Source organism: Streptomyces olivaceoviridis (genome assembly GCF_014650115.1).
In the GTDB taxonomy this organism is placed as follows: Bacteria; Actinomycetota; Actinomycetes; order Streptomycetales; family Streptomycetaceae; genus Streptomyces; species Streptomyces olivaceoviridis.
Map to the genome: position 1 here is coordinate 189,437 of NZ_BMUI01000004.1, position 21,337 is coordinate 210,773.

Annotated in this window: 19 protein-coding genes; 11 read left to right on the forward strand and 8 right to left on the reverse strand. The window is 74.4% G+C overall.

Annotation, left to right across the window (positions count from 1 at the left end; genetic code table 11):
- Positions 1 to 78: 78 nt before the first annotated feature.
- The gene (locus tag IE273_RS10030; RefSeq protein WP_189814796.1) at positions 79 to 1,032 is read right to left on the reverse strand and encodes an RluA family pseudouridine synthase; all 954 of its coding nucleotides are present in this window, start codon (positions 1,030 to 1,032) and stop codon (positions 79 to 81) included.
- Positions 1,033 to 1,119: 87 nt separating this feature from the next.
- Between IE273_RS10030 and IE273_RS10035 the strand changes: the two genes are divergently transcribed.
- A complete protein-coding gene (locus IE273_RS10035; RefSeq protein WP_189814797.1) occupies positions 1,120 to 1,701 on the forward strand; it encodes a GNAT family N-acetyltransferase in 582 nt (193 codons plus the stop codon).
- An 89-nt stretch (positions 1,702 to 1,790) separates the two neighbouring features.
- Here the strand turns inward: IE273_RS10035 and IE273_RS10040 are convergent, their stop codons facing one another.
- Together IE273_RS10040 and IE273_RS10045 are read right to left on the reverse strand one after the other, a co-directional pair.
- Positions 1,791 to 2,639, reverse strand: coding sequence for a siderophore-interacting protein (locus IE273_RS10040; RefSeq protein WP_189814798.1), 849 nt, complete (start codon positions 2,637 to 2,639; stop codon positions 1,791 to 1,793).
- Between the two features lie 134 nt (positions 2,640 to 2,773).
- The gene (locus tag IE273_RS10045; RefSeq protein ID WP_189814799.1) at positions 2,774 to 3,694 is read right to left on the reverse strand and encodes a 5'-3' exonuclease; all 921 of its coding nucleotides are present in this window, start codon (positions 3,692 to 3,694) and stop codon (positions 2,774 to 2,776) included.
- A 154-nt stretch (positions 3,695 to 3,848) separates the two neighbouring features.
- Here IE273_RS10045 and IE273_RS10050 point away from each other — a divergent pair, with 154 nt between their 5' ends.
- From IE273_RS10050 to IE273_RS10065, 4 genes are all read left to right on the forward strand, one after another.
- Positions 3,849 to 4,925, forward strand: a complete 1,077-nt coding sequence (locus tag IE273_RS10050; protein WP_189814800.1) for a quaternary amine ABC transporter ATP-binding protein — start codon at positions 3,849 to 3,851, stop codon at positions 4,923 to 4,925.
- Positions 4,918 to 6,732 carry an ABC transporter permease/substrate binding protein gene (locus IE273_RS10055; protein ID WP_189814801.1) on the forward strand — a complete coding sequence of 605 codons (1,815 nt, stop codon included), beginning with the start codon at positions 4,918 to 4,920 and terminating at the stop codon, positions 6,730 to 6,732. The genes IE273_RS10050 and IE273_RS10055 overlap by 8 nt, the downstream gene beginning before the upstream one ends.
- A gap of 407 nt (positions 6,733 to 7,139) precedes the next feature.
- Positions 7,140 to 7,712, forward strand: a complete 573-nt coding sequence (locus tag IE273_RS10060; protein WP_014671662.1) for a helix-turn-helix domain-containing protein — start codon at positions 7,140 to 7,142, stop codon at positions 7,710 to 7,712.
- 112 nt (positions 7,713 to 7,824) lie between these two features.
- Positions 7,825 to 8,517: a helical backbone metal receptor gene (locus IE273_RS10065; protein ID WP_189815002.1), complete on the forward strand. Its 693-nt coding sequence runs from the start codon at positions 7,825 to 7,827 to the stop codon at positions 8,515 to 8,517.
- Here IE273_RS10065 and IE273_RS10070 read toward each other — a convergent pair.
- A complete protein-coding gene (locus IE273_RS10070; RefSeq protein ID WP_189814802.1) occupies positions 8,429 to 9,586 on the reverse strand; it encodes a TDT family transporter in 1,158 nt (385 codons plus the stop codon). The genes IE273_RS10065 and IE273_RS10070 overlap by 89 nt on opposite strands.
- A 70-nt stretch (positions 9,587 to 9,656) precedes the next feature.
- On the opposite strand from IE273_RS10070, the gene IE273_RS10075 reads away from it, so the two are divergent.
- Complete coding sequence (locus tag IE273_RS10075; RefSeq protein WP_189814803.1) at positions 9,657 to 10,574, forward strand: LysR family transcriptional regulator; 918 nt, start codon at positions 9,657 to 9,659, stop codon at positions 10,572 to 10,574.
- Positions 10,575 to 10,648: 74 nt separating this feature from the next.
- On the opposite strand, the gene IE273_RS10080 is transcribed toward IE273_RS10075, so the two are convergent.
- Complete coding sequence (locus tag IE273_RS10080; RefSeq protein ID WP_189814804.1) at positions 10,649 to 11,335, reverse strand: gamma-glutamyl-gamma-aminobutyrate hydrolase family protein; 687 nt, start codon at positions 11,333 to 11,335, stop codon at positions 10,649 to 10,651.
- Positions 11,336 to 11,386: 51 nt separating this feature from the next.
- A complete protein-coding gene (locus tag IE273_RS10085; protein ID WP_189814805.1) occupies positions 11,387 to 12,124 on the reverse strand; it encodes a FadR/GntR family transcriptional regulator in 738 nt (245 codons plus the stop codon).
- A gap of 96 nt (positions 12,125 to 12,220) precedes the next feature.
- Here IE273_RS10085 and IE273_RS10090 point away from each other — a divergent pair, with 96 nt between their 5' ends.
- The 3 genes from IE273_RS10090 to IE273_RS10100 are packed head-to-tail and all read left to right on the forward strand — an operon-like array spanning position 12,221 to position 15,758.
- Complete coding sequence (locus IE273_RS10090) at positions 12,221 to 13,579, forward strand: glutamine synthetase family protein (protein ID WP_189814806.1); 1,359 nt, start codon at positions 12,221 to 12,223, stop codon at positions 13,577 to 13,579.
- An 11-nt stretch (positions 13,580 to 13,590) separates the two neighbouring features.
- On the forward strand, positions 13,591 to 14,964 hold the full coding sequence (locus IE273_RS10095; RefSeq protein WP_189814807.1) for an aldehyde dehydrogenase family protein: 1,374 nt from the start codon (positions 13,591 to 13,593) through the stop codon (positions 14,962 to 14,964).
- Between the two features lie 11 nt (positions 14,965 to 14,975).
- A complete protein-coding gene (locus IE273_RS10100; protein ID WP_189815003.1) occupies positions 14,976 to 15,758 on the forward strand; it encodes a 3-oxoacyl-ACP reductase in 783 nt (260 codons plus the stop codon).
- A 6-nt stretch (positions 15,759 to 15,764) separates the two neighbouring features.
- Here IE273_RS10100 and IE273_RS10105 read toward each other — a convergent pair whose 3' ends face one another.
- Positions 15,765 to 16,967 (reverse strand): amino acid deaminase/aldolase, encoded by a 1,203-nt coding sequence (locus IE273_RS10105; protein WP_189814808.1) that lies wholly within the window; start codon positions 16,965 to 16,967, stop codon positions 15,765 to 15,767.
- A 1,204-nt stretch (positions 16,968 to 18,171) separates the two neighbouring features.
- On the opposite strand from IE273_RS10105, the gene IE273_RS10110 reads away from it, so the two are divergent.
- Positions 18,172 to 18,969, forward strand: a complete 798-nt coding sequence (locus tag IE273_RS10110; RefSeq protein ID WP_308437031.1) for a hypothetical protein — start codon at positions 18,172 to 18,174, stop codon at positions 18,967 to 18,969.
- Positions 18,966 to 20,135, forward strand: a complete 1,170-nt coding sequence (mycP, locus tag IE273_RS10115) for a type VII secretion-associated serine protease mycosin (protein WP_189814809.1) — start codon at positions 18,966 to 18,968, stop codon at positions 20,133 to 20,135. Before IE273_RS10110 ends, mycP begins: the two co-directional genes overlap by 4 nt.
- 4 nt (positions 20,136 to 20,139) lie before the next feature.
- Here mycP and IE273_RS10120 read toward each other — a convergent pair whose 3' ends face one another.
- Positions 20,140 to 21,327: an alpha/beta hydrolase family protein gene (locus IE273_RS10120; protein WP_229887148.1), complete on the reverse strand. Its 1,188-nt coding sequence runs from the start codon at positions 21,325 to 21,327 to the stop codon at positions 20,140 to 20,142.
- Positions 21,328 to 21,337: the final 10 nt, after the last annotated feature.

Genomic DNA, 21,337 nt, shown 5'->3' on the forward strand with positions numbered 1-21,337 from the left:
GCCGTCCGGTGGGGGCGGTTTCCCCGCCTTGGCCAGGTGCCGTCCGCCCCGGCCTCGTGCGGCGTCCCCCACCGGGGCTTAGAGGGTCCCGTCCGCCCAGGCCCCGTGTGACGTCCACGCGCGCAGGGCGCGGGCGCTGGTGAACGTGTGTTCCGTGCCGGTGACCGGGTCGGTGAACTCCAGCCCGCGCGCGAGCAGTTGCAGGGGGCGGCGGAAGTCGCCGGCCGGTACCGGGGCGGTCACCTCGGGGTACAGCGGGTCGCCGAGGATGGGCACGCCCAGTGCGGTCAGGTGCACCCGGAGCTGGTGGGTCTGCCCGGTGGTCGGCACGAGCCGGTAGCGGCCGAGCCCGGCCCGGTGTCCGGCCAGTTCCACCCGGGTCTCCGCGTTCGGCTCGCCCGGCACCTCCCGCGCGGCCGGCACCCCGCGCTCCTTCACGATCCTGCTGCGCACGGTCCGGGGCAGCACGAGCGCGGGGTCGTACGGCGCCACCGCCTCGTACTCCTTGCGCACCCGCCGGTCCCGGAACAGCGACTGGTACGCGCCCCGCTCCTCGGGCCGCACGGTGAACAGCACCAGTCCGGCGGTGAGCCGGTCCAGCCGGTGCGCCGCCGTCAGCGTCGGGATGCCCAGCTCACGCCGGAGCCGGGCCAGCGCGGTCTCGGCGACGTGCGCACCACGCGGGGTCGTGGCCAGGAAGTGCGGCTTGTCGGCCACCACGATGTGCTCGTCCCGGTACACCACCTCGACCGGGAACGGCACCGGCACCTCGGCGGGCAGCTCGCGGTGGAACCAGACGAACATCCCCGGCCGGTACGGCGCGTCCGGCGCCACGGCCCGCCCGTCGGCCCCGACCACCAGCCCGGCGGCGAACATCGACTCGACCACCCCGGCCGGGGCCCCCGTCAGCCGCTCCACCAGATGCTCCCGCACGGTGGCCCACGCCCCGTCCACGGGCAGCCGGACGCGCACGGGGTCCACGCCCTCGCGCTGGGGCAGCGGGGCGGGCGGGGGCGGGGTACGGCGTCTCATCGCGGTCAAGGGTACGGGGGCACGCTCACCCCGGTGGCCGTCGGGAAGAGGCGGTCCGCCGGTCCCGCACTCGGCAGGATAGGGATCATGCCGTTTCTCACCAGCCCCGTCCTGACCCCCGGCGCCCTCGCCCGTGCCCCGCAGCCCGCCCTCCCCGCCGCCGGCGGCACGCTCCTGCGTCCGTGGCGGGCCGAGGACGCGCCCGCCGTGCACGCCGCCTTCGAGGACCCGGTGCTGCGCCAGTGGCACGGCCGGTCCTGCGAGTCCGCGGAGGAGGCGGCCGGCTGGATCGCGCAGTGGCGCGGGGGGTGGGCGGACGAGCGCGACGCGCAGTGGGCCGTCGTGGACGAGGGCACGGACGAGCTGCTGGGCCGGGTCGCGCTGCGCCAGATCGTGCTCGGCGACGGCGTCGCCGAGATCGCGTACTGGACGGTGGCGGGGGCGCGGGGCCGGGGCGTCGCCCTGCGCGCCGCGACGGCCCTGACCCACTGGGCCTTCGAGGAGATCGGTTTCCACCGCCTGGAACTCATGCACGCGCTCGCCAACCCCGCTTCCTGCCGGGTCGCAGGCAAGGCCGGCTTCGCCCTGGAGGGCACCAAGCGCAGCGCCTACCTCCACCAGGACGGCTGGCACGACATGCACCTGCACGCGCGTGTACGGGGTGACTGACCCGGCGGGACTCCGCGGGAGCGGCGGACGGGGAACCGGGCGTACGAAAGCGGCGGCACCCCTCCCGGGTGCCGCCGCCCTCCGCTCGCTCAGGCAGCCGCCGCCGGGCCGCCCTCCTGCTCCGCCTCGATCCGGGCGTTCCACTCCCGCTTGGAGGCCTGCCAGCCGTCCTCGTTGTGGCCGAGCCGCCAGTAACCGGAGATCGACAGGTCCTCGCGCGGGATCTGGCGCTCGACCCGCAGCAGCCGGCGCAACTCCTTCACGAAGCTCGCCTCGCCGTGCACGAACGCGTGCGGCCGGCCCGCCGGGAACTCCAGCCCGCGTACGGCCTCCACCAGGGCCTCGCCGACCGGCCGGTCCCCGCGGTGCAGCCAGACGACCGGCACCTCGGTGTCGATCTTCTGCTCCTCCTCGGGGCCGGAGACCTCGATGAACGCGTGCGCACGGGCACCGGCGGGCAGCGTCTCCAGGGCGCGGGCGATGGCGGGCAGCGCGCTCTCGTCCCCGGCGAGCAGGTGCCAGTCGGCATCGAGGTCGGGCGCGTACGCGCCGCCGGGGCCCATGAAGCGCACGATGTCGCCGGGCCGCGCGCGCAGCGCCCAGGGGCCGGCCAGGCCCTCGTCGCCGTGGACCACGAAGTCCAGGGTCAGCTCGCGCTGAACGGGGTCCCAGGCGCGCACGGTGTAGGTCCGGGTCACCGGCCACTGCTCGCGCGGGAACTCGGCGCGGATCCGCTCCAGGTCGAAGGGCTCCGGGTAGGTGACACCGGCGGCGCCGAACAGCAGCTTCACATAGTGGTCGGTGCAGGTGTCCGCGGCGAATCCAGCCAGGCCCTCGCCACCGAGCACCACGCGCTGCATGTGCGGGGTCAGCCGCTCGGTGCGCACCACCTGGGCGGTATGGGGCTTGCGCGGCTTTCGTCCCGGACGCTCTGCCATCACGGCCTCCTGCGGGGTCGGTTAGGTTTACCTAAGTTAGCACCTCGCGCCGATTCAACACCTCTTCGATGAGCGTTCGATGAGATCCCTTTGCCGGAATATGGGCCGGCCTCACGCCGCACTGTGAGCCGGCCTCACTCCGCGAGCGTGGTCAGCAGCCGCTGCAAGGAGCCGCCGAGGCCCCACCGGTGCGTCAGCGCCTCCAGTGCCGCCGGGTCGTGCTGGGTGTGCGGCAGGGCCGTGTCGACGTCCGGCAGCGGCACGTCGTCGGCGACCCGCACCACCTTCGGGGCGACCGCGAGATACGGCCGGGCCTCGGTGAGCCGCTTGCGCTGCGACGGCGTGAGCTTCGCCCGCGGGTCGTCGACCGCCGTCATGATCCCGGCCAGGTCGCCGAACTCGGCGAGCAGCTTCGCGGCCGTCTTCTCGCCGATGCCGGCCACGCCCGGCAGTCCGTCGCTCGGATCGCCGCGCAGCAGCGCCAGATCCGCGTACCCCCGCCCGTCGACGCCATACTTCTCGCGCAGCGCCGCCTCGTCGGTCAGCTGGAGCGTGCCGACGCCCTTCACCGGATACAGCACCCGGACCTCGCGCTCGTCGTCCACGAGCTGATACAGGTCGCGGTCGCCGGTGACGATGTCCACCGGGCCCCCGGCCCGCGCGGTGAACGTGCCGATCACATCGTCCGCCTCGTACCCCGCGACCCCGACGCGGGCGATCCCGATCGCGTCCAGCACGTCCTCGATCACCGGCACCTGCGGGGCGAGGGTGTCCGGCACCTCCTCCTCGTCCGGTGCGCCCTCGTGCTCCTCGGCGACCCGGTGCGCCTTGTAGGTGGGGATGAGGTCTACCCGCCACTGCGGGCGCCAGTCGGCGTCCATGCAGGCCACCAGGTGCTCCGGGCGGTGGTCCTTGACCAGCCGGTCGATGAAGTCCAGCAGCCCGCGCACCGCGTTGACGGGCGTGCCGTCCGGCGCCTTCACGGAGTCCGGGACGCCGAAGTAGGCGCGGAAGTACAGCGAGGCGGTGTCAAGGAGCATGAGTCGTCCGGTCACGCACGCATCATGCCGCACGGCACCGACAGCGGCCCCCGCTCCCGGAACGCGTTGCGTCACGCGCATCGCCGTGAACCCGGCCACTCGCGCGTTTGCCCCGGCCCGGTCTGGGGAGGCGCGGCCTCTGTCCCGTCCCCGAAGACGAGAGGTCCGCGTGTCAGCCAGGCTTGAGGTGGAGCATCTGTACAAGGTGTTCGGCAGACGACCCGACGAAGCTGTGGAACGCCTCCGCGAGGGCGCCGACCGGACGGAGCTGCGCGCCGACGGCACGACCGCCGCAGTGATCGACGCGTCCTTCCGCGTCGAGGCCGGCGAGATCTTCGTCGTCATGGGGCTGTCGGGCTCCGGCAAGTCCACTCTGCTGCGCACGCTCAACGGGCTGCTGGAGCCGACCGCGGGCACCGTGCGCTTCGACGGCCAGGACCTGACCGCGCTCACCGACCGGGCGCTGCGCGAACTGCGCTCCAGGAAGATCAGCATGGTCTTCCAGCACTTCGCGCTGTTCCCGCACCGCAGCGTCCGCGACAACGCCGCCTACGGCCTGGAAGTGCAGGGCGTGCCCCGCGCCGAGCGCGAGCGCCGCGCCGACGAGGCGCTCGCCCTGTGCGGCCTGGCCGGCTGGGAGACGTCCTGGCCCGACGAGCTGTCCGGCGGCATGCAGCAGCGCGTCGGCCTCGCCCGCGCCCTCGCCACCGACGCCGACGTCCTGCTGATGGACGAGTCCTTCAGCGCCCTGGACCCGCTGATCCGCCGTGACATGCAGGACCAGCTGCTGGAACTCCAGAAGACCCTGAAGAAGACCATCGTCTTCATCACCCACGACCTCAACGAGGCCATGCGGCTCGGCGACCGCATCGCCGTGATGCGCGACGGCCGCATCGTCCAGACCGGCACCGCCGAGGACATCCTGCTGCGCCCCGCGAACGACTACGTCGCCTCCTTCATCCAGGACGTCGACCGGTCCCGGGTGCTGACGGCGGGTGCCCTCATGGACACCTCGGTCACGGCCGACGCCCCGCTGTGCGGCTGCGAGACCGCGACCCGCGAGACCCCGTTCGCCGAGCTGTGCGCGATCAGCGCCCGGCTGTCCCACCGCGTCTCGGTCGTGGACGAGGCGCACCGCGTCGTCGGTGTCGTCCCCCGGCAGCGCCTGGTCGGCTTCCTCGGCGAGGAGGCGGCCGGTCCAGCGCCCTGTGACAACCCGCGGGGGAAGGTGATCGGCCGTGCCTAGGATCCACCTCGGCGACTGGGTCGACTCCGGTGTGAACTGGCTGGTCGACCACCTCTCCTGGCTCTTCGACGCCATCAGGGCGGTCCTGGAGGGCATGTACGACGGCGTCGACGCCGTGCTCGCCGCCCCGGAGCCGCTGCTGATGGCCGGCATCCTCGCCGTGCTCGCCTGGTGGCTGCGCGGCCTGCTCGCCGGTGTCCTCGCCTTCGCCGGTTTCGCGCTGGTCGACTCGCTCGACCTGTGGGACCGGGCCATGTCCACCCTCGCCCTGGTCCTCGTGGCGACCGTGATCGCCTTGGTGATCTCGGTCCCGCTGGGCATCTGGGCCGCCCGGTCCAGGGCGGTCGGCGCCGCCGTACGGCCGGTCCTGGACCTGCTCCAGACCATGCCGTCGATGGTGCTGCTGATCCCGGCCATGCTCTTCTTCGGCCTGGGCACCGCCGCCGGTGTCGTCGCCACCCTGATCTTCGCGCTCGCCCCCGGCGTCCGCATGACCGAGCTGGGCATCCGCCAGGTCGACGCCGAACTCGTCGAGGCGGCCGAGGCGTTCGGCACCACCCCGCGCGACATCCTGTGGCGCGTCCAGCTCCCGCTCGCGCTGCCGACCATCATGGCCGGCGTCAACCAGGTGATCATGCTGGGGCTGTCCATGGTCGTCATCGCGGGCATGGTCGGCACCGGCGGCCTCGGCGGCGCCGTCAACGAGGCGATCGGCCAACTCGACATCGGCTACGGCTTCGAGGCGGGCGTCGGCATCGTCGTCCTCGCCATCTACCTGGACCGCGTCACCGGCGCGCTCGGCACCCAGCTCTCCCCGCTGGGCCGCAGGGCCGCCGCGAAGGCCCGCACGCGCGCGTGGTCGTACCGTCCGCGCCCGGCCGTCGCCGTCGTCGGCGTGGTCGTCCTCGCCCTGGTCGCGGGCGGGCTCGGGATCTTCGGCTCCTCCGCCGGCACCTCCGAGGCCTCCGGCGCGGACATCGGCAAGGGCAAGGAGATCCGGATCGGCTACATCCCGTGGGACGAGGGCATCGCCTCCACCTTCCTCTGGAAGGAACTGCTGGAGGAGCGCGGCTTCAAGGTGACCACCACCCAGTACGCCGCCGGCCCGCTCTACACCGGCCTCGCCACCGGCCAGCTCGATTTCCAGACCGACTCCTGGCTGCCCACCACCCACGCCGAGTACTGGGCGAAGTACGGCAAGCGGCTGGACGACCTCGGCAAGTGGTACGGCCCCACGTCCCTGGAACTGACCGTCCCGTCGTACGTGAAGGACGTGAACTCCCTGGCGGACCTGAAGGACCACGCGTCCGAGTTCCAGGGGAAGATCATCGGCATCGAGCCCAGCGCCGGCATGATGGGCCTGCTGAAGAGCAAGGTGCTGGGGGCATACGGCCTCCAGGGCAGCTACGACGTGGTCGACGGCTCCACTCCCGCCATGCTCGCCGAGCTGAAGCGCGCCTACGCCAGGAAGCAGCCGGTCGTCGTCACCCTGTGGTCACCGCACTGGGCGTACAGCGACTACGACCTGAAGAAGCTCAAGGACCCCCAGGGCGCCTGGGGCGAGGGCGACGGCGTGCACACCCTCGCCCGCAAGGGCTTCGCCGCCGACAACCCGCAGGTCGGCCGGTGGCTGAAGGACTTCTCGATGACCGAGGAGCAGCTGACCGGCCTGGAGGCGGGGATCCAGAAGGCCGGCAAGGGCAAGGAGCAGGACGCCGTCCGGGCCTGGCTGCGGCAGCACCCCGGCCTCGTCGACACGTGGGCCCCGGTCGCCAAGGAGGACACCACGAGCCAGGCGGCCGGGTGACCTGACCCTCCCGGACCGCCTCCCGAGGGGCGGGCGCCGCCGGACGCCGACCCGCGTCCGGTGCCGCCCGCCCCTCGCGGTCTTCACGGGCCACTCCTGGCGGCCTGTGTCCTACGGGAAGGTTCAGGCCAATCACCCACCGTGAGCAGCGAGGGCCCGTGCCCGGACACCCGGCCCAGCTGGACGGCGTGTTCATCCGCCAGGGTGACCGGGTCCCGGAGCGTTCCCGGACCCCGGAGCGCTGGCGCGAACCGTGGGGTCGGGGATCACGGAAGTGTCAGGGATGTGACAGGCACGTGAAACGGTTTGCCGAACATGCGTAGGGTGCAGAGAAGTCATCGGAAGAGGTGTGCCCCACAGCGGGCACCCGGAGAGCGGCACGACGAGCGAGGGAGGGAGCCGGAGCGATGGGCGACCACAAAGAGCAGCAGCCCGTGCGGGTGGGCGCGGCCGTCCGGCGGCGCCGTCGTGCGCTGGAACTGACCCTCGCCGTCGTGGCCGAGCGCAGCGGCCTCTCGGTGCCCTTCCTCAGCCAGGTCGAGAACGACCGGGCCCGCCCGAGCCGCACCTCCCTGGAGAAGCTGGCCGACGCCCTGCGCACCACGGCCGTCGAACTCCTCGCCGCCGCGGACCCGGCCGCCAGCGTCGACGTCGTCCGCGCCGAGGCCGTCGCCGACGGCGACTTCGACCCGCGCACCCGCTCCCTCGTGCGCGGCCACCACCAGCTGCACGCCTCCGAGTTCACCGGCGACCACGACGCCGGCCGCGAGTTCCAGCACCGCAACGACGAGCTGATGTACGTCGCCGACGGCGCGGTGGAGATCGAGGCCGAGGGGCGGGCGTACCGACTCGGGCGCGGCGACACGCTGTACCTGACGGGCGGGGTACGGCACCGGTGGCGGGCGACGGTGCCGGACACGCGGGTGATCGTGGTGGCGGTGGCCGAGCACATCGAGGCGGTGCAGGATCGCACCCGCTGAGCGCCCACCGGACGGGCTGGTGCCGGACCACCCGCGTCCGCGGGTCCGTCGTGGCCGGTCGGGCGGTTCCCCGCGCCCCCTCGGCGCACGCGTCGTCTCCCTCGTCCCCTCACTGACCGAGGCGGTGGCGAGGACGCTCCCCGGAGCCCTCGTCGGTGCCACCGGCTGGTGCAGTCGTCCGCGGGAGCTGGACGTCATCCGGATCGGCGGTACGAAGAATCCGGACGTGGAGCGGATCATCGCGCTCGCCCCCGACCTGGTGATCGCCAACGAGGAGGAGAACCGCGGGCCCGACCTCGACGCCCTCCGCGCGGCCGGACTGGACGTGCTGGTCACCGAGGTGCGCAGCGTGCCACAGGCCGTCGCCGAACTGGACCGGGTGCTCACCGCGTGCGGCGCGGCCGGCCGGCCCGGCTGGCTGGCCGAGGCGGCGGAGGCCTGGGCGGCCCTGCCCGAGCCGGCGGAGCGCAGGACAGCGGTCGTACCGGTCTGGCGGCGCCCCTGGATGGTCCTCGGCCGGGACACCTTCGCGGGTGACGTCCTCGCCCGCCTCGGCGTGGACCACGTGTACGCCCACCACCCCGAGCGCTATCCCCGCATCCCCCTGGACGAGCTGCGTGCCCGGGAGCCGGACCTGGTGGTCCTGCCCGACGAGCCGTACCGCTTCACCGCCGACGACGGCCCGGAGGCGTTCCCGGGGCTGCCCTGCGCCCTGGTCAGCGGGCGGCACCTGACCTGGTACGGCCCGTCCCTGACGGAAGCGCCACGGGTGCTGGCCGGGGCGCTGCGGGCAGCGCGCCGCTGAGCAGACCGCGCACGGTGCCGCGCGCCGCCGTGAGCCAGGCCGCCACCAGGACGCCGTACAGACCGGCCGCCAGGGCGTCGTACACCATGAGACCGGTGTGCCGGGCGAGGGTCGCGGCGCCGGTGACACAGGTCCCCACCGGGAAGGTGAACGCCCACCAGGTCAGCGTGAAGCCCATGCCCCGCCGCCGGGCCCGCACCACGTGCGCGGTCGCGAGCGCCAGCCACAGCAGCGCGAACCCCGTCACGGGCACCCCGTACAGCACGGCGAAGACGGCGAGGCCACGGCCGTAGGGGGCCGCCACGACGCCCGGAGCGGCGTCCGCGATCAGCCCGACGGCGGTGGTGGACTGCCCGAGCGGGCCGAGGACCAGGAACAGGGCCGGGGTCAGCGCGAGCGGCAGCGGTCCGGTGGTGATCAGCCGGGCGAAGACCAGCGGCAGTGTCAGCAGCACGGCCAGCAGGCTCAGCCCGAACAGCGCGAGACAGGCCAGCAGCAGGGTCGCCCGGGGCTGCCCCGGCGGCAGGTAGGGCACCAGCGGCGGACCGGCCGAGGCCGACACCATGGGCGCGACCAGCGGCAGCAGCCACACCGGGGAGGCCTGGGCGGCATCGACGCGGTGCCGTACGGCCATCAGGTACGGCACGGCCACGGCCGCCCCGAGCCCGACCGCCGTACCGGCGGTGAACAGCACGGCGTCCAGGGCGACGGCCGTATGCGTGCCGATCAGCTCCCGGCCGGCCGTCAGGGCGCCGCCGCCCACCGCGAGCAGTGCCATGGCCAGGCAGCCGTAGAAGGGGGCCATGGCCGGGTCGAGGAGGTGGGCGCGGGCCTGGTCGCGGTGGCGGCTCCAGTGCAGGGCCCGCGCGATCAGCAGGGCCGTCAGCAGGAGCAGGGACAGCGCCCAGAAGGCCGCGAAGACACCGTGCGCCGCGTGGGCCGGGCCGGGCAGCGCGGCACCGGCCGAACCGACGATCGCGGTGCCCATCACGGAGGCGTACCAGTTCGGGCCCAGGTGACGGAGCCGGGCGGTGCGGGGGAGGGGCAGGGGCTGGGCTGCGGTGACCATGCGTCCAAGATCCCGCCGACGGACCGCCCGGACCAGGGAGCACGGGTCTATGAGGGCATAAGCTGGTCTTATGAGCGAGGCGGAGGGGCTACGCACGGAATCGCTGGCGCACCGGGTGCCGGACCTCGCCGCGCTGGAGCTGTTGCTCGCGGTGGCGCGGCTGGGCAGTCTCGGCGCGGCGGCGCGCGAGGTCGGCATCACCCAGCCGGCCGCCAGCAGCCGGATCCGCTCCATGGAACGGCAGCTGGGTGTGGCCCTCGTCGACCGCTCGCCGCGCGGCTCCCGGCTCACCGACGCCGGCGCCCTGGTCACGGACTGGGCCCGGCGGGTGGTGGAGGCGGCGGCGGCCTTCGACGCGGGCGCGCGGGCGCTGCGGGACCGGCGGGACTCACGGCTCCGGGTCGCCGCGAGCATGACCATCGCCGAGTACCTGCTGCCCGGCTGGCTCCTCGCGCTGCACGCCGAGCGGCCCGACACGGCGGTCTCGCTGCTCGCCGGGAACTCGGCGAAGGTCGCGGAACTCCTGCTGGCCGGCGAGGCGGACCTGGGCTTCGTGGAGGGGCTGACCGTGCCCACGGGCCTGGACTCCACGGTCATCGCCCGCGACCGGCTGATCGTCGTCACCGCGCCCGCCCACCCGTGGGCCCGCCGCCGACGGCCCCTGACGGCGGCGGAACTGGCCGCGACCCCGCTCATCCTCCGCGAGCGGGGCTCCGGCACCCGTCAGGTCCTGGACGCGGCCCTCGGCGGCCTGGCCCGCCCGCTGATCGAGCTGTCCTCCACGACGGCGGTGAAGGCCTCCGCCGTCAGCGGCGCGGGCCCCTCCGTGCTCAGCGAACTCGCGGTGGGGGAGGAGCTGGGGATGCGGCGCCTGGTCAGCATCCCGGTCGAGGGCGTCTCCCTGCGCCGGGACCTGAGAGCGGTATGGCCGACGGGTCACCGCCCCACGGGCCCGGCCCGGGAACTGCTGTCCCTGACCCGGGGCTGAAGCGCCCCGAGGGGAACCGCGCGAGCGACCGCCCCGGACCCGCCGAGAGCACGTGACCGAGCGCCGGACGGCGCTCAGCCCGCCGCGGCGACCAGCGCCGCCATCACCCGCACGTCCTCGCCCATCTCCGGATGCCACTGCACCCCCAGCGCCCACCCCCGCTCCGCCGGCAGTTCGACGGCCTCCACCGTGCCGTCCGCCGCGTAGGCCGACGGGACCAGCCCCTCGCCGAGCCGTTCCACCGCCTGATGGTGATACGTCGGCACCGTCACCTCCTCCGGCACGATGCCGGCGTACACCGTTCCCGGCACCGGCTTCACCGGGTGCTCGCCGAAGGCGCCGACCACCTCCGCGTGCCCGTCGAGGTGCTGGACGAGCGTGCCGCCGAGGGCCACGTTCAGCAACTGCATGCCCCGGCACACCCCGAGCAGCGGCACGCCCGCCGCCAGTGCCGCGTCGATCAGCGCCAGCTCCCAGGCGTCCCGCTCCGGCGCGGGCGGCCCCGTGCGGGGCGAGCGCTCGGCGCCGTACCGGGCCGGGTCGACGTCCGGGCCGCCCGCGACGACCAGCCCGTCGAGCCGGGCCACCGCCGCCGCGGCGTGTTCCGGCGCGTCCGGCGGCAGCAGCGCGGCCAGCCCGCCGGCCCGCTGCACCAGCCGCGGATAGCCGGCCGTCAGCAGCACCGCGTCCAGCTCCCACACCCCCCAGCGCACGCCGGACTCCAGATACGTGCTCACCCCGATCAGCGGCCGTACGGTCATGCTGCCCTCCTCGACGTCAAAGGTTCGACTGCATACCTTTCCAGGGCGGACTCACGCCAGGAAACCCCGCAGCAGCGCCGCCGTACCCGCGCAGTGCTCGCGCGCGATCTCCCGCGCCCCGTCCGCGTCCCCGTCCAGCACCGCCTCCACCAGCGCGGTGTGCTGGCGCTGGGAGTGCTCCAGGTTGCGCACCAGCAGCGGGATGCAGTCCAGCAGGTCGTTGACCGTGGCCCGCACCGCCGCGTACCGCGCGGTCAGCGACGGCGAACCGCACAGCTCGGCCAGCGTCAGGTGCAACAGCGTGTCCGCCCGCCGGTAGTCCGTCAGCGGGACCTCGTGCGTGCGGTGCAGCGCCTCCCGCAGCCGCTCCGTCTGCTCCGGTGCGAGCCCGTGCGCCGCGCACAGCCCGGCCGCGCCCACCTCCAGCACCTCGCGGAAGCGCAGTACGTCCTCGATGTCGACCTCGGCGGTCCGGCGCCGCAGTTCGTCCTCGCCGCCCGCGTCCGGGCGCGGCAGCACAAACGTTCCGCCGTACCGCCCGCGCCGCGCCTCCACCAGGCCCTGGTCCTGGAGCACCTTCAGCACCTCGCGCAGCGTCACCCGGCTGATCCCGAGCCGCTCCGCCAGTTCCCGTTCGGCCGGGAGCCGCTCCCCGGCCGGCACCAGACCGAGCCGTACGACCTGGAGGACCTGTTCCAGCGCCTCCTCGAAGCCGTTGCCCGCCCGCACCGGCCGCAGCACCGCGGCGAGCCGGTCGTCCACCGTTCGCGCATCCGTCTCCCGCGACATCCGCGCGCACCCCCTTCCCAAGCAATGGTTCGCGGCAATACCTTATGTCTCCCGGCCCGGCCGAAGAAGCGCGATGGCGCCGAAGGAGGCTCTCCCGTGGCAGACCGCACACCACCGCTCAGCGTCGAGGAACTGCACGTCCTGGTCGCGAGCGGTGAGATCGACACTGTCGTCCTGGCCTTCCCCGACATGCAAGGGCGCCTCCAGGGCAAGCGGTTCGCCGCCCGCTTCTTCCTCGACGAGGTCCTGCACCACGGCACCGAGGGCTGCAACTACCTGCTCGCCGTGGACACCGAGATGAACACCGTCGACGGCTACGCCATGTCCTCCTGGGAGCGCGGCTACGGCGACTTCGCCATGCACCCGGACCCGTCCACCCTGCGCCGCGTCCCCTGGCACCCGGGCACCGCGCTCCTCATCGCCGACCTCGCCTGGAACGACGGCTCCCCGGTCGTCGCCGCCCCCCGCCAGATCCTGCGCCGCCAGCTGGAGCGGCTCGCCGAGCACGGCTACACCGCCCAGGTCGGCACCGAGCTGGAGTTCATCGTCTTCAAGGACAGCTACGAGCGGGCCTGGGACGCGGGCTACCGGGGCCTGACCCCGGCCAACCAGTACAACATCGACTACTCCATCCTCGGCACCGGCCGCATCGAGCCCCTGCTGCGCCGCCTGCGCAACGACATGGCCGGCGCCGGCCTCACCGTCGAGTCCGCCAAGGGCGAGTGCAACCCCGGCCAGCACGAGATCGCCTTCCGCTACGACGAGGCCCTGCGCACCTGCGACCAGCACGCCCTCTACAAGACCGGAGCCAAGGAGATCGCCGCCCAGGAGGGCGTCTCGATCACCTTCATGGCCAAGTACAACGAGCGCGAGGGCAACTCCTGCCACATCCACCTCTCGCTCGCCGACGCCGACGGCACCAACGCGATGGCCGGACCCGACGGCATGTCCGAGGTGATGCGGCGCTTCCTCGCCGGACAGCTCGCCGCGCTCCGCGACTTCTCCCTGCTGTACGCCCCCAACATCAACTCCTACAAGCGGTTCCAGCCGGGCTCCTTCGCCCCCACCGCCGTCGCCTGGGGCCACGACAACCGCACCTGCGCCCTGCGCGTCGTCGGCCACGGCCGCTCCCTGCGCTTCGAGAACCGCCTCCCCGGCGGGGACGTGAACCCCCACCTAGCCGTCGCGGGGCTCGTCGCGGCCGGTCTGTACGGCATCGAGCACAAGCTGGAGCTGCCCGAGCCCTGCCCCGGCAACGCCTATGCCGCCGACCACGCGCGGGTGCCGACCACGCTGCGCGAGGCCGCCGGGCTGTGGGAGAACAGCCCGATCGCCAAGGCCGCCTTCGGGGACGAGGTCGTCGCCCACTACCGCAACATGGCGCGCGTCGAACTGGAGGCCTTCGACGCCGCGGTCACCGACTGGGAGCTGCGCCGCTCCTTCGAACGCCTGTGAAAGGTCACCACGTGTCCGACCCGAACGAGCTGACCGTCCTCAACCCCGCCACCGAAGAGGTCGTCGCCACCGTCCCCGCCGCCACCGCCGAGGACGTGGACGCCGCCGTCGCCCGCGCCGCCCGCGCCCAGACCCGGTGGGCCGCCCTCGCCCCCGCCGACCGGGCCCGGCTGCTGCGCCGCTTCGCCGACGTGGTCGACGCCCACACCGAGGAACTCGCCCGGCTGGAGGTCCGCGAGGCCGGCCACACCGTCGCGGGCGCCCGCTGGGAGGCCGGCAACGCCCGCGACGTGCTCCTCTATGCCGCCGGCGGCGCCGAGCGCCTGGTCGGCCGGCAGATCCCGGTCCCCGGCGGCTGGGACGTCACCTTCCAGGAACCGCTGGGCGTCATCGGTGTCATCGCCCCCTGGAACTTCCCCATGCCGATCGCCGCCTGGGGCTCCTTCCCGGCGCTCGCGGCCGGGAACGCCGTCCTCCTCAAGCCCGCCGAGACCACCCCGCTCACCGCGCTCCGCCTCGCCCGACTGGCGCTGGAGGCGGGCCTGCCCGAGCACCTCTTCCAGGTGCTGCCCGGCCACGGCGACACCGCCGGGCGCGCTCTGGTCGACCACCCCGACGTCGCCAAGATCGTGTTCACCGGTTCCACCCGCACCGGCCGCGAGGTCATGGAACGCTGCGCCCGCCTGGTCAAACCGGTCACCCTCGAACTCGGCGGCAAGAGCCCCAACGTCGTCTTCGCCGACGCCGACCTCAAGGCCGCCCTCGACCCCTTCTCCTTCCTGGACAACGCCGGGCAGGACTGCTGCGCCCGCACCCGCGTCCTGGTCCAGGAGACGGTGCTGGACGAGGCCCGCGCCTTCCTCGCCGACGCGCTGGCCGCCGTGGTCGTGGGCGACCCGGCCGACGAGAAGACCCAGATGGGCCCGCTCGTCTCCGGCCGGCAACGGGAACGCGTACGCTCCTACATCCCCGAGGACGCCCCGGCCCTGCGCGGCAAGGCCCCCGACGGCCCCGGCTTCTGGTTCCCGCCCACCGTGCTCACCGGCGAGCGGCACGACAGCCCGGCGGCCCGCGAGGAGATCTTCGGCCCGGTCGCCGTCCTGCTGCCCTTCACCGACGAGCAGGACGCGATCCGCCTCGCCAACGACACCCCCTACGGCCTCTCCGGATCCATCTGGACCCGGGACGTGGGCCGCGCCCTGCGTGTGTCCCAGGCCGTCCGCGCGGGCAACCTGTCCGTCAACTCCCACTCCAGCGTCCGCTACTGGACCCCGTTCGGCGGCTACAAGCAGTCCGGCCTCGGCCGGGAACTCGGCCCCGACGCCCTGACCGCCTTCACCGAGACCAAGAACGTCTTCCTCAGCACGGAGGTCCCCGCACCGTGACCGACAACAGCGTGACCGACAACAGTGTCTGCCGCCGCCTGGTCGGCCGTACCGCCGTCGTGACCGGAGCCGGCAGCGGCATCGGACTCGCCAGTGCCCGCCGGCTCGCCTCCGAGGGCGCCCACGTCGTCTGCGCGGACGTCGACGAGGCGCGCGGCAAGGCCGCCGCCGACGAGGTCGGCGGACTCTTCGTGAAGACCGACGTCACCGACCCCGAGCAGGTCGAGGCACTGTTCAAGGCCGCGTACGACACCTACGGCAGCGTCGACATCGCCTTCAACAACGCCGGCATCTCCCCGCCCGACGACGACTCCATCCTGGAGACCGGGCTGGAGGCATGGAAGCGCGTCCAGGAGGTCAACCTCACCTCCGTCTACCTGTGCTGCAAGGCCGCCCTCCCCTACATGCGCCGCCAGGGCCGGGGCTCCATCATCAACACCGCGTCGTTCGTGGCGCGGATGGGCGCGGCCACGTCCCAGATCTCCTACACGGCCTCCAAGGGCGGCGTCCTCGCCATGTCCCGCGAACTGGGCGTGCAGTTCGCCCGGGAGGGCATCCGGGTCAACGCGCTGTGCCCCGGCCCGGTCAACACCCCACTGCTCCAGGAGCTGTTCGCCAAGGACCCGGAGCGGGCCGCGCGCCGGCTCGTCCACATCCCGGTCGGCCGGTTCGCCGAGGCCGAGGAGATCGCCGCCGCCGTCGCCTTCCTGGCCAGCGACGACTCCTCCTTCGTCAACGCCACCGACTTCCTGGTGGACGGCGGGATCGCCGGCGCCTACGTCACCCCCCTGTAGGACGGCTCAGAGGAACGTACGCCCCTCACCCCGGTAGGTGGGCACGCCGGCCGTCACCGTGTCCCCCTCGATCAGGTGCAGGGTGTCGAACCGCTCGCACAGCTCGCCCGCCTTCGCGTGGCGGAACCACACCTTGTCGCCGATGAGCAGATCGTCGGCGGGCGAGCCGAGCAGCGGGGTCTGCACCTCGCCGGGGCCCTCCTGCGGGTCGTACCTCAAGCCCTCCGGCAGGTACGGCACCGGCAGCCGGTCGGGGCCGGCCGCGCCGGAGGCCGGGTAGCCGCCGCCGAGCACGGTGACGACGCCCACGCCGGGCCGCCGGACCACCGGCTGGGCGAAGAGCGCGGCCGGACGGCCGGTGAAGGACGTGTAGTTGTCGAACAGGCGCGGCACGTACAGTCCCGAGCCGGCCGCGATCTCGGTCACCGCGTCCTCGGCGGCGGTGTGCTGCACACTGCCGGTGCCGCCGCCGTTGACGAACTCCAGGTCCGGGGCGACCGCACGGACCGCCCGGACGGCCGCGGCCCGCCGCTCCGCCAGCTCCCGCCGGGCGGTGGCCTGCATCAGCCGGATCGCCCGCGAGCGCAGGGGCCGCCCGGCGACCGTGTCCCCGACCCCGGCGACATGCCCCTCGTACGCCATGATCCCCACCAGCCGGAAGCCCGGCCGCCGGGACACGGACCGTGCCAGCTCGGCGAGTCGGGCGGGGGAGTGCAGCGGCGAACGCCGGGCCCCGACCCGGACCCGGCCGCCCAGCAGCTTCAGCGAGGTGTCCATTTCCAGGCAGATCCGCACGACTTCACGACCACCGTCGCGGGCCGCGTCGATGAGGTCCAGGTGCGCCGGATCGTCGATCATCACGGTGACGGCACCGGCCAGCTTGGGATCGGCGGCCAGTTCCGCGAACCCGGCCCGGTCCGCCGACGGATAGGCCAGCAGGATGTCCTCGAACCCCGAACGCGCGAGCCACAGCGACTCGTCCAGGGTGAACGACATGATGCCCTGGAAGCCGTCCCTGGCCAGGACGCGTTCCAGCAGGGCCCGGCAGCGGACCGACTTGCTGGCGACCCGCACGGGCTTGCCCCCGGCACGGCGGACCAGGTCGTCCGCGTTGGCGTCGAAGGCGTCCAGGTCCACGATCGCGAGAGGGGCGTCGAGATGGGCGGTGGCCCGGTCGTAACGGGCCCGGTCGGCGGCGCGCGCAGTCATGACGGAAGCCTGCCAGACAGGATTACCGCAGGGTAGGGGGACGTTCCGGGCAGATGCCCCTGGCTCGTGGACTGGTTCTCCTTCACTCCCGGACAACCCGTAGAGTGACGCGCACGTACGGCGGAACGCGCCCGGCCACCACGTGAACCGGGATGCCGGTCCGGCCGTACGGGTATGCGTGCCCGGAAGGAGCTTCCACACCGGGCGCGGCCGAGCAGCGGACCGGCCCGCGTACGAGGAGACGGCCCGGGCACGAGGAAACGGGGGGTGCATGAGCACGGGAGCCCGCCACGCCCCGGTCCCGCGTCGCCCGTCGACCCCCCCGGGGCCCCCGGCCCAGCGCCCGCCGGTACCCTCCACGCCTCCTCGGCCGGACGCCGATCCCGACGAGGAGCCCTCGGTCTTCACCCCCCGCGGTGCACGGCCCGCGCCCGACGCGGTCCCGCGCGCCCACCGCCCGCGCCCGTCGGCCGTGCCCGAGGCCCCCGCCCCGGTGAGCCCGCCCCCACCGCCCGCCTCGGCCCGGTTCCCCGACGTCCCGCCGGGTACCGGCTCCGCCGGCGCGCCGGCCCCGACCGCTCCGACGGCCTCGGTGACCCCGGTGACCCCGGCGGAGCCGGCCCCGGAGACCAGCACGGCCCGGCTCCGCCCGGACCGGGAGCCCGGGGCACAGGGCGCCCCGGCCGAAACCCCGTCGGAGACGACGACACGACTACGCCCGACCCGCCCGGCAACCCCGCCCGCGCCGGTGTCTCCGCCTCCGCCGGTGTCCTCGCGTACGCCGGATTCACCGCGTTCTCCGGCACCCGGCCCGCGGCACCCCGGCTCGGCCCCCACCGCGCCCACCGCCTCGGCTTCGGCCGGTTCCATGGGGGCGCCGGGGGACCGCCGTACCGGTGGCGTGCCCGCGCCCGGTCAGGCCGCGAATCCCCTCATGGGTGACGCACCGTCACCCAGCCGGGCAGCGGTCCCCCGCGCGGGTGGCGTGCCCGCGTCCGGGCAGGCGAGGGACCCCCATGCCAGGGACCCCCGTACCGGTGGTGTGCCCGCGCAGGCAGCGGGCGACCGTGCCGGCGCCGTCCCCGGGTCCGGGCGGACGGACGGCCGGGCCGGGGTCTGGAGTCCCCTGGCTCCCGCCCCTCCCGTGCGTCCCGCGCCCGACCCCGCTCACTCCTGGAGGGCCGGAACCGATGGGCGGCCGTTCGTGTCGTTCGGGGAGCCGGAGGGGTTCGGGGGGCGGACGCGTCTCCGTGTCGGGGCGCGCACCGTCGCCGCCGCTGCCTGTCTCGTGCTCGGGCTCGGGCTCATCGGCGGTGCCGCGACCGGGAGTTGGCTCACCGGGGACGGCGGGGCGGACGGCGCCGGGAACGCCTTCGGCACCGCCCGGAGCCTCTGGCACAGCGTGCCCGTGGACGAACTGTTCCCGCCCACCGTCCAGGGCACGGGCGCCGGCCCCGGCGGCGCCGACCGCACCTGGACCCGGATCGCCGTCGCCCGGGACAGCGGCTGCGCCCACGCCTTCGACCCGCTGCTGCACAAGGCCCTCGCCCCCGTCGGCTGCCAGCGCCTGCTGCGCGCCACCTACACCGACGCCACCCAGACCTACGTCACCACCGTCGGCCTGCTCTTCACCAGGGCGGACCCGGCCGCGATGTCCGCGCTCGCCGCCCGCTTCCGCGACGAACACCTCGACAGCCGCGCCGACCTGATGCCCCGGCCGTACGCCGCCGCCGGCACGGCCGCCGCCGGGTTCGGGGACCGGCAGCGGGCCTCGTGGACCGTCGCCGTCCTCACCGACGCCCCCGTCGTCGCCTACGCCGTCGCCGGCTGGGCCGACGGCCGTACCGTCGACACGCCCCAGCCCGCCGCGGACGCCGTCCGCTCCGGCGCCACCACGGCACCGGCCCAGGCCGGCCTCGGCAACGAGACCCAGGGCCTGGCCGACCGCATCGAACGGCGCCTGCGCAAGACCGTCGGCACGGCCACGGAGAAGCCCTCATGACGCACGCGGCCCAGCACGCCGCCAAGGCGGCGGTGAGCCTGCTGCTCGCCGTCCCCCTCGCCCTGCTGCCGTCCGCCGCCCACGCCGACGGCATCCGCGCCCAGCAGTGGGGCCTCGGCGCCCTCCACCTGGACGAGGCCTGGCGGACCAGCAAGGGCCGGGGCGTCACCGTCGCCGTCCTGGACACCGGCGTCGAGGCCGACCACCCGGACCTCGACGGCAACGTGCTGCCCGACAAGGACATGATCGGCTTCGGTGCCGGACCCGGCGACCGCACCTGGGCCCGGCACGGCACCGCCATGGCCGGCATCATCGCCGGGCACGGCCACGGACCCGGCGGCTCGGACGGCGTCGTGGGCGTCGCCCCCGAGGCGAAGATCCTGCCGGTCCGGGTGATCCTGGAGGACGGCGACCCCGCCCGCGCCAAGGCCCGTACCACCCGCGGCAACGCCCTCGCCGACGGCATCCGCTGGGCCGCCGACCACGGCGCCGACGTCATCAACCTCTCCCTCGGCGACGACTCGAACTCGGCCCACCCCGAACCCGGGGAGGACGAGGCGGTGCAGTACGCCCTGAAGAAGGGCGTGGTCGTCGTCGCCTCCGCGGGCAACGGCGGCGACAAGGGCGACCACGTCTCCTACCCGGCCGCCTACCCGGGCGTCATCGCCGCGACCGCCGTGGACAAGTACGGCACCCGCGCCGCCTTCTCCACCCGCCGCTGGTACGCGGCCGTGAGCGCGCCCGGCGTCGACGTCGTCATCGCCGACCCCGACCACAAGTACTACGCGGGCTGGGGCACGAGCGCCGCCTCGGCCTTCGTCTCCGGCGCGGCGGCCCTGATCAAGGCCGCCCACCCCGGCCTTCCCCCGGCCCAGATCAAGAAGCTCCTGGAGGACACCGCGAGGGACGCCCCGGTCGGCGGCCGGGACGACTCCCGGGGCTTCGGCATGATCGACCCGGCGGCGGCCCTGAGAGCCGCCGCCCGGGTCGAACCCCGGGGACTGAAGCCGGCGTCCTACGGCGAGAAGTACTTCGGCGCCGGCCCGGACACCCCCGGCGCCACGAGCGGCCCCTCCGACTGGGCCGCCCCGCTCGCGGGCGGCGCGGGCGGGGTCCTGCTGGTGGCCGGGGTGATGCTGTGGCGGGGCCGCAGGCACTCGGCCTGAGCCGCTACCCGGCGATGTACCCGATCTCCGGGTAGCGCGGCGAAGCTCCGTCCAGCAGGTGCGCGGTGTCGGGGCGGCCCCGCAGCCGCAGGTCGAAGAAGGCCCGCACCGTGGCCCGTACGGCGGCCACCGCCCGGTCGGCGGGGATCGTGCCGACCTGCAACCGCTGCCGCACCGCCTCCGGGACCTGGGGCGCGATGGCCACGAGGTCCGTGTAGGAGCTGTGGTCGGCGTCCGCGAGCCGCAGGCAGCGGCGCCAGCCGCTCAGTCGCTCCCAGAACGGGTGCCAGGTCGGGTCCTGGTCCATGCCGTCGTGAACGGCCGTGTCCATCAGCAGGAACGGACGGTCGAGGCCGTGCTCGACCACCGGCCCGTACAGCGCGCCGTCCAGGTCGATGCCGGCCCGCACCCGCTCGTCCAGGTACATGACGGCCGCCGACGCGGCACCGCCCCGGGAGTGCCCGAAGGCGCCGGTCCGCGTCAGGTCCAGGCTCCCGCACAGACCGCGGGGCAGCGGGCGCCGCTGTGCGTCGGGATTGCCGCCCCGGTCCACGACGGCCAACTGGTCGAGCACGAACCGCAGGTCGTCGGCGCGCACCGCGACCGCCTCCGCCCGGCCGACCGGGTCCGGCTCGGGGCAGGTCACGACGCGGCCGTCGGGGAACTCCACCTCGCCCGAGTCGTAGGGGTGGTCCACCGTGACCACCACGTACCCCCAGGACACCAGGTCCTCGACGACGAGGGTGTTGAACGTGCGGTCCGACGTGTAGCCCGGCGAGTACAGCAGCACCGGCCGGCGCCCCGGCCTGGCGGGCGCCCGGTCCGCGCTGTGCGTCCACGGCAGCGCGTAGCCGTCCACCGCGCCGCCGAAGCGGGCCTTCACCGCCCGCTCGGCACCGGACGGCAGCCACGGCAGCGGCGCGTGACCCCGTACGTCGGCGGCCGGGTAGTGCACGGTCACCATCAGTTCACGCGGCTCACCCGTGCCCGACCGGGGTTCGGTCCGCGACCGGTCGACCAGGTGCAGCTCCACGGCGCCCACCGGCGCGGGCCCGGTCGGTCCGGCCAGCCGGATGGGGATGAGGCCGGCCGCCGAGGCGTGTCCGGGAGCCGACAGGGGAACGGCGGCGGCTGCGACGGCTCCGAGGCCACCGGCTATGAGGGATCGGCGAGTGGGGCGTACGGGAGGCACCAGGCTCCTT

Excerpts from the sequence above, each read along its gene's own strand:
- IE273_RS10030 (WP_189814796.1), bottom strand. The coding sequence starts at position 1,032 with ATGAGACGCCGTACCCCGCCCCCGCCCGCCCCGCTGCCCCAGCGCGAG.
- IE273_RS10035 (WP_189814797.1), top strand. The coding sequence starts at position 1,120 with ATGCCGTTTCTCACCAGCCCCGTCCTGACCCCCGGCGCCCTCGCCCGT.
- IE273_RS10040 (WP_189814798.1), bottom strand. The coding sequence starts at position 2,639 with ATGGCAGAGCGTCCGGGACGAAAGCCGCGCAAGCCCCATACCGCCCAG.
- IE273_RS10060 (WP_014671662.1), top strand. The coding sequence starts at position 7,140 with ATGGGCGACCACAAAGAGCAGCAGCCCGTGCGGGTGGGCGCGGCCGTC.
- IE273_RS10070 (WP_189814802.1), bottom strand. The coding sequence starts at position 9,586 with ATGGTCACCGCAGCCCAGCCCCTGCCCCTCCCCCGCACCGCCCGGCTC.
- IE273_RS10075 (WP_189814803.1), top strand. The coding sequence starts at position 9,657 with ATGAGCGAGGCGGAGGGGCTACGCACGGAATCGCTGGCGCACCGGGTG.
- IE273_RS10080 (WP_189814804.1), bottom strand. The coding sequence starts at position 11,335 with ATGACCGTACGGCCGCTGATCGGGGTGAGCACGTATCTGGAGTCCGGC.
- IE273_RS10085 (WP_189814805.1), bottom strand. The coding sequence starts at position 12,124 with ATGTCGCGGGAGACGGATGCGCGAACGGTGGACGACCGGCTCGCCGCG.
- IE273_RS10105 (WP_189814808.1), bottom strand. The coding sequence starts at position 16,967 with ATGACTGCGCGCGCCGCCGACCGGGCCCGTTACGACCGGGCCACCGCC.
- mycP (WP_189814809.1), top strand. The coding sequence starts at position 18,966 with ATGACGCACGCGGCCCAGCACGCCGCCAAGGCGGCGGTGAGCCTGCTG.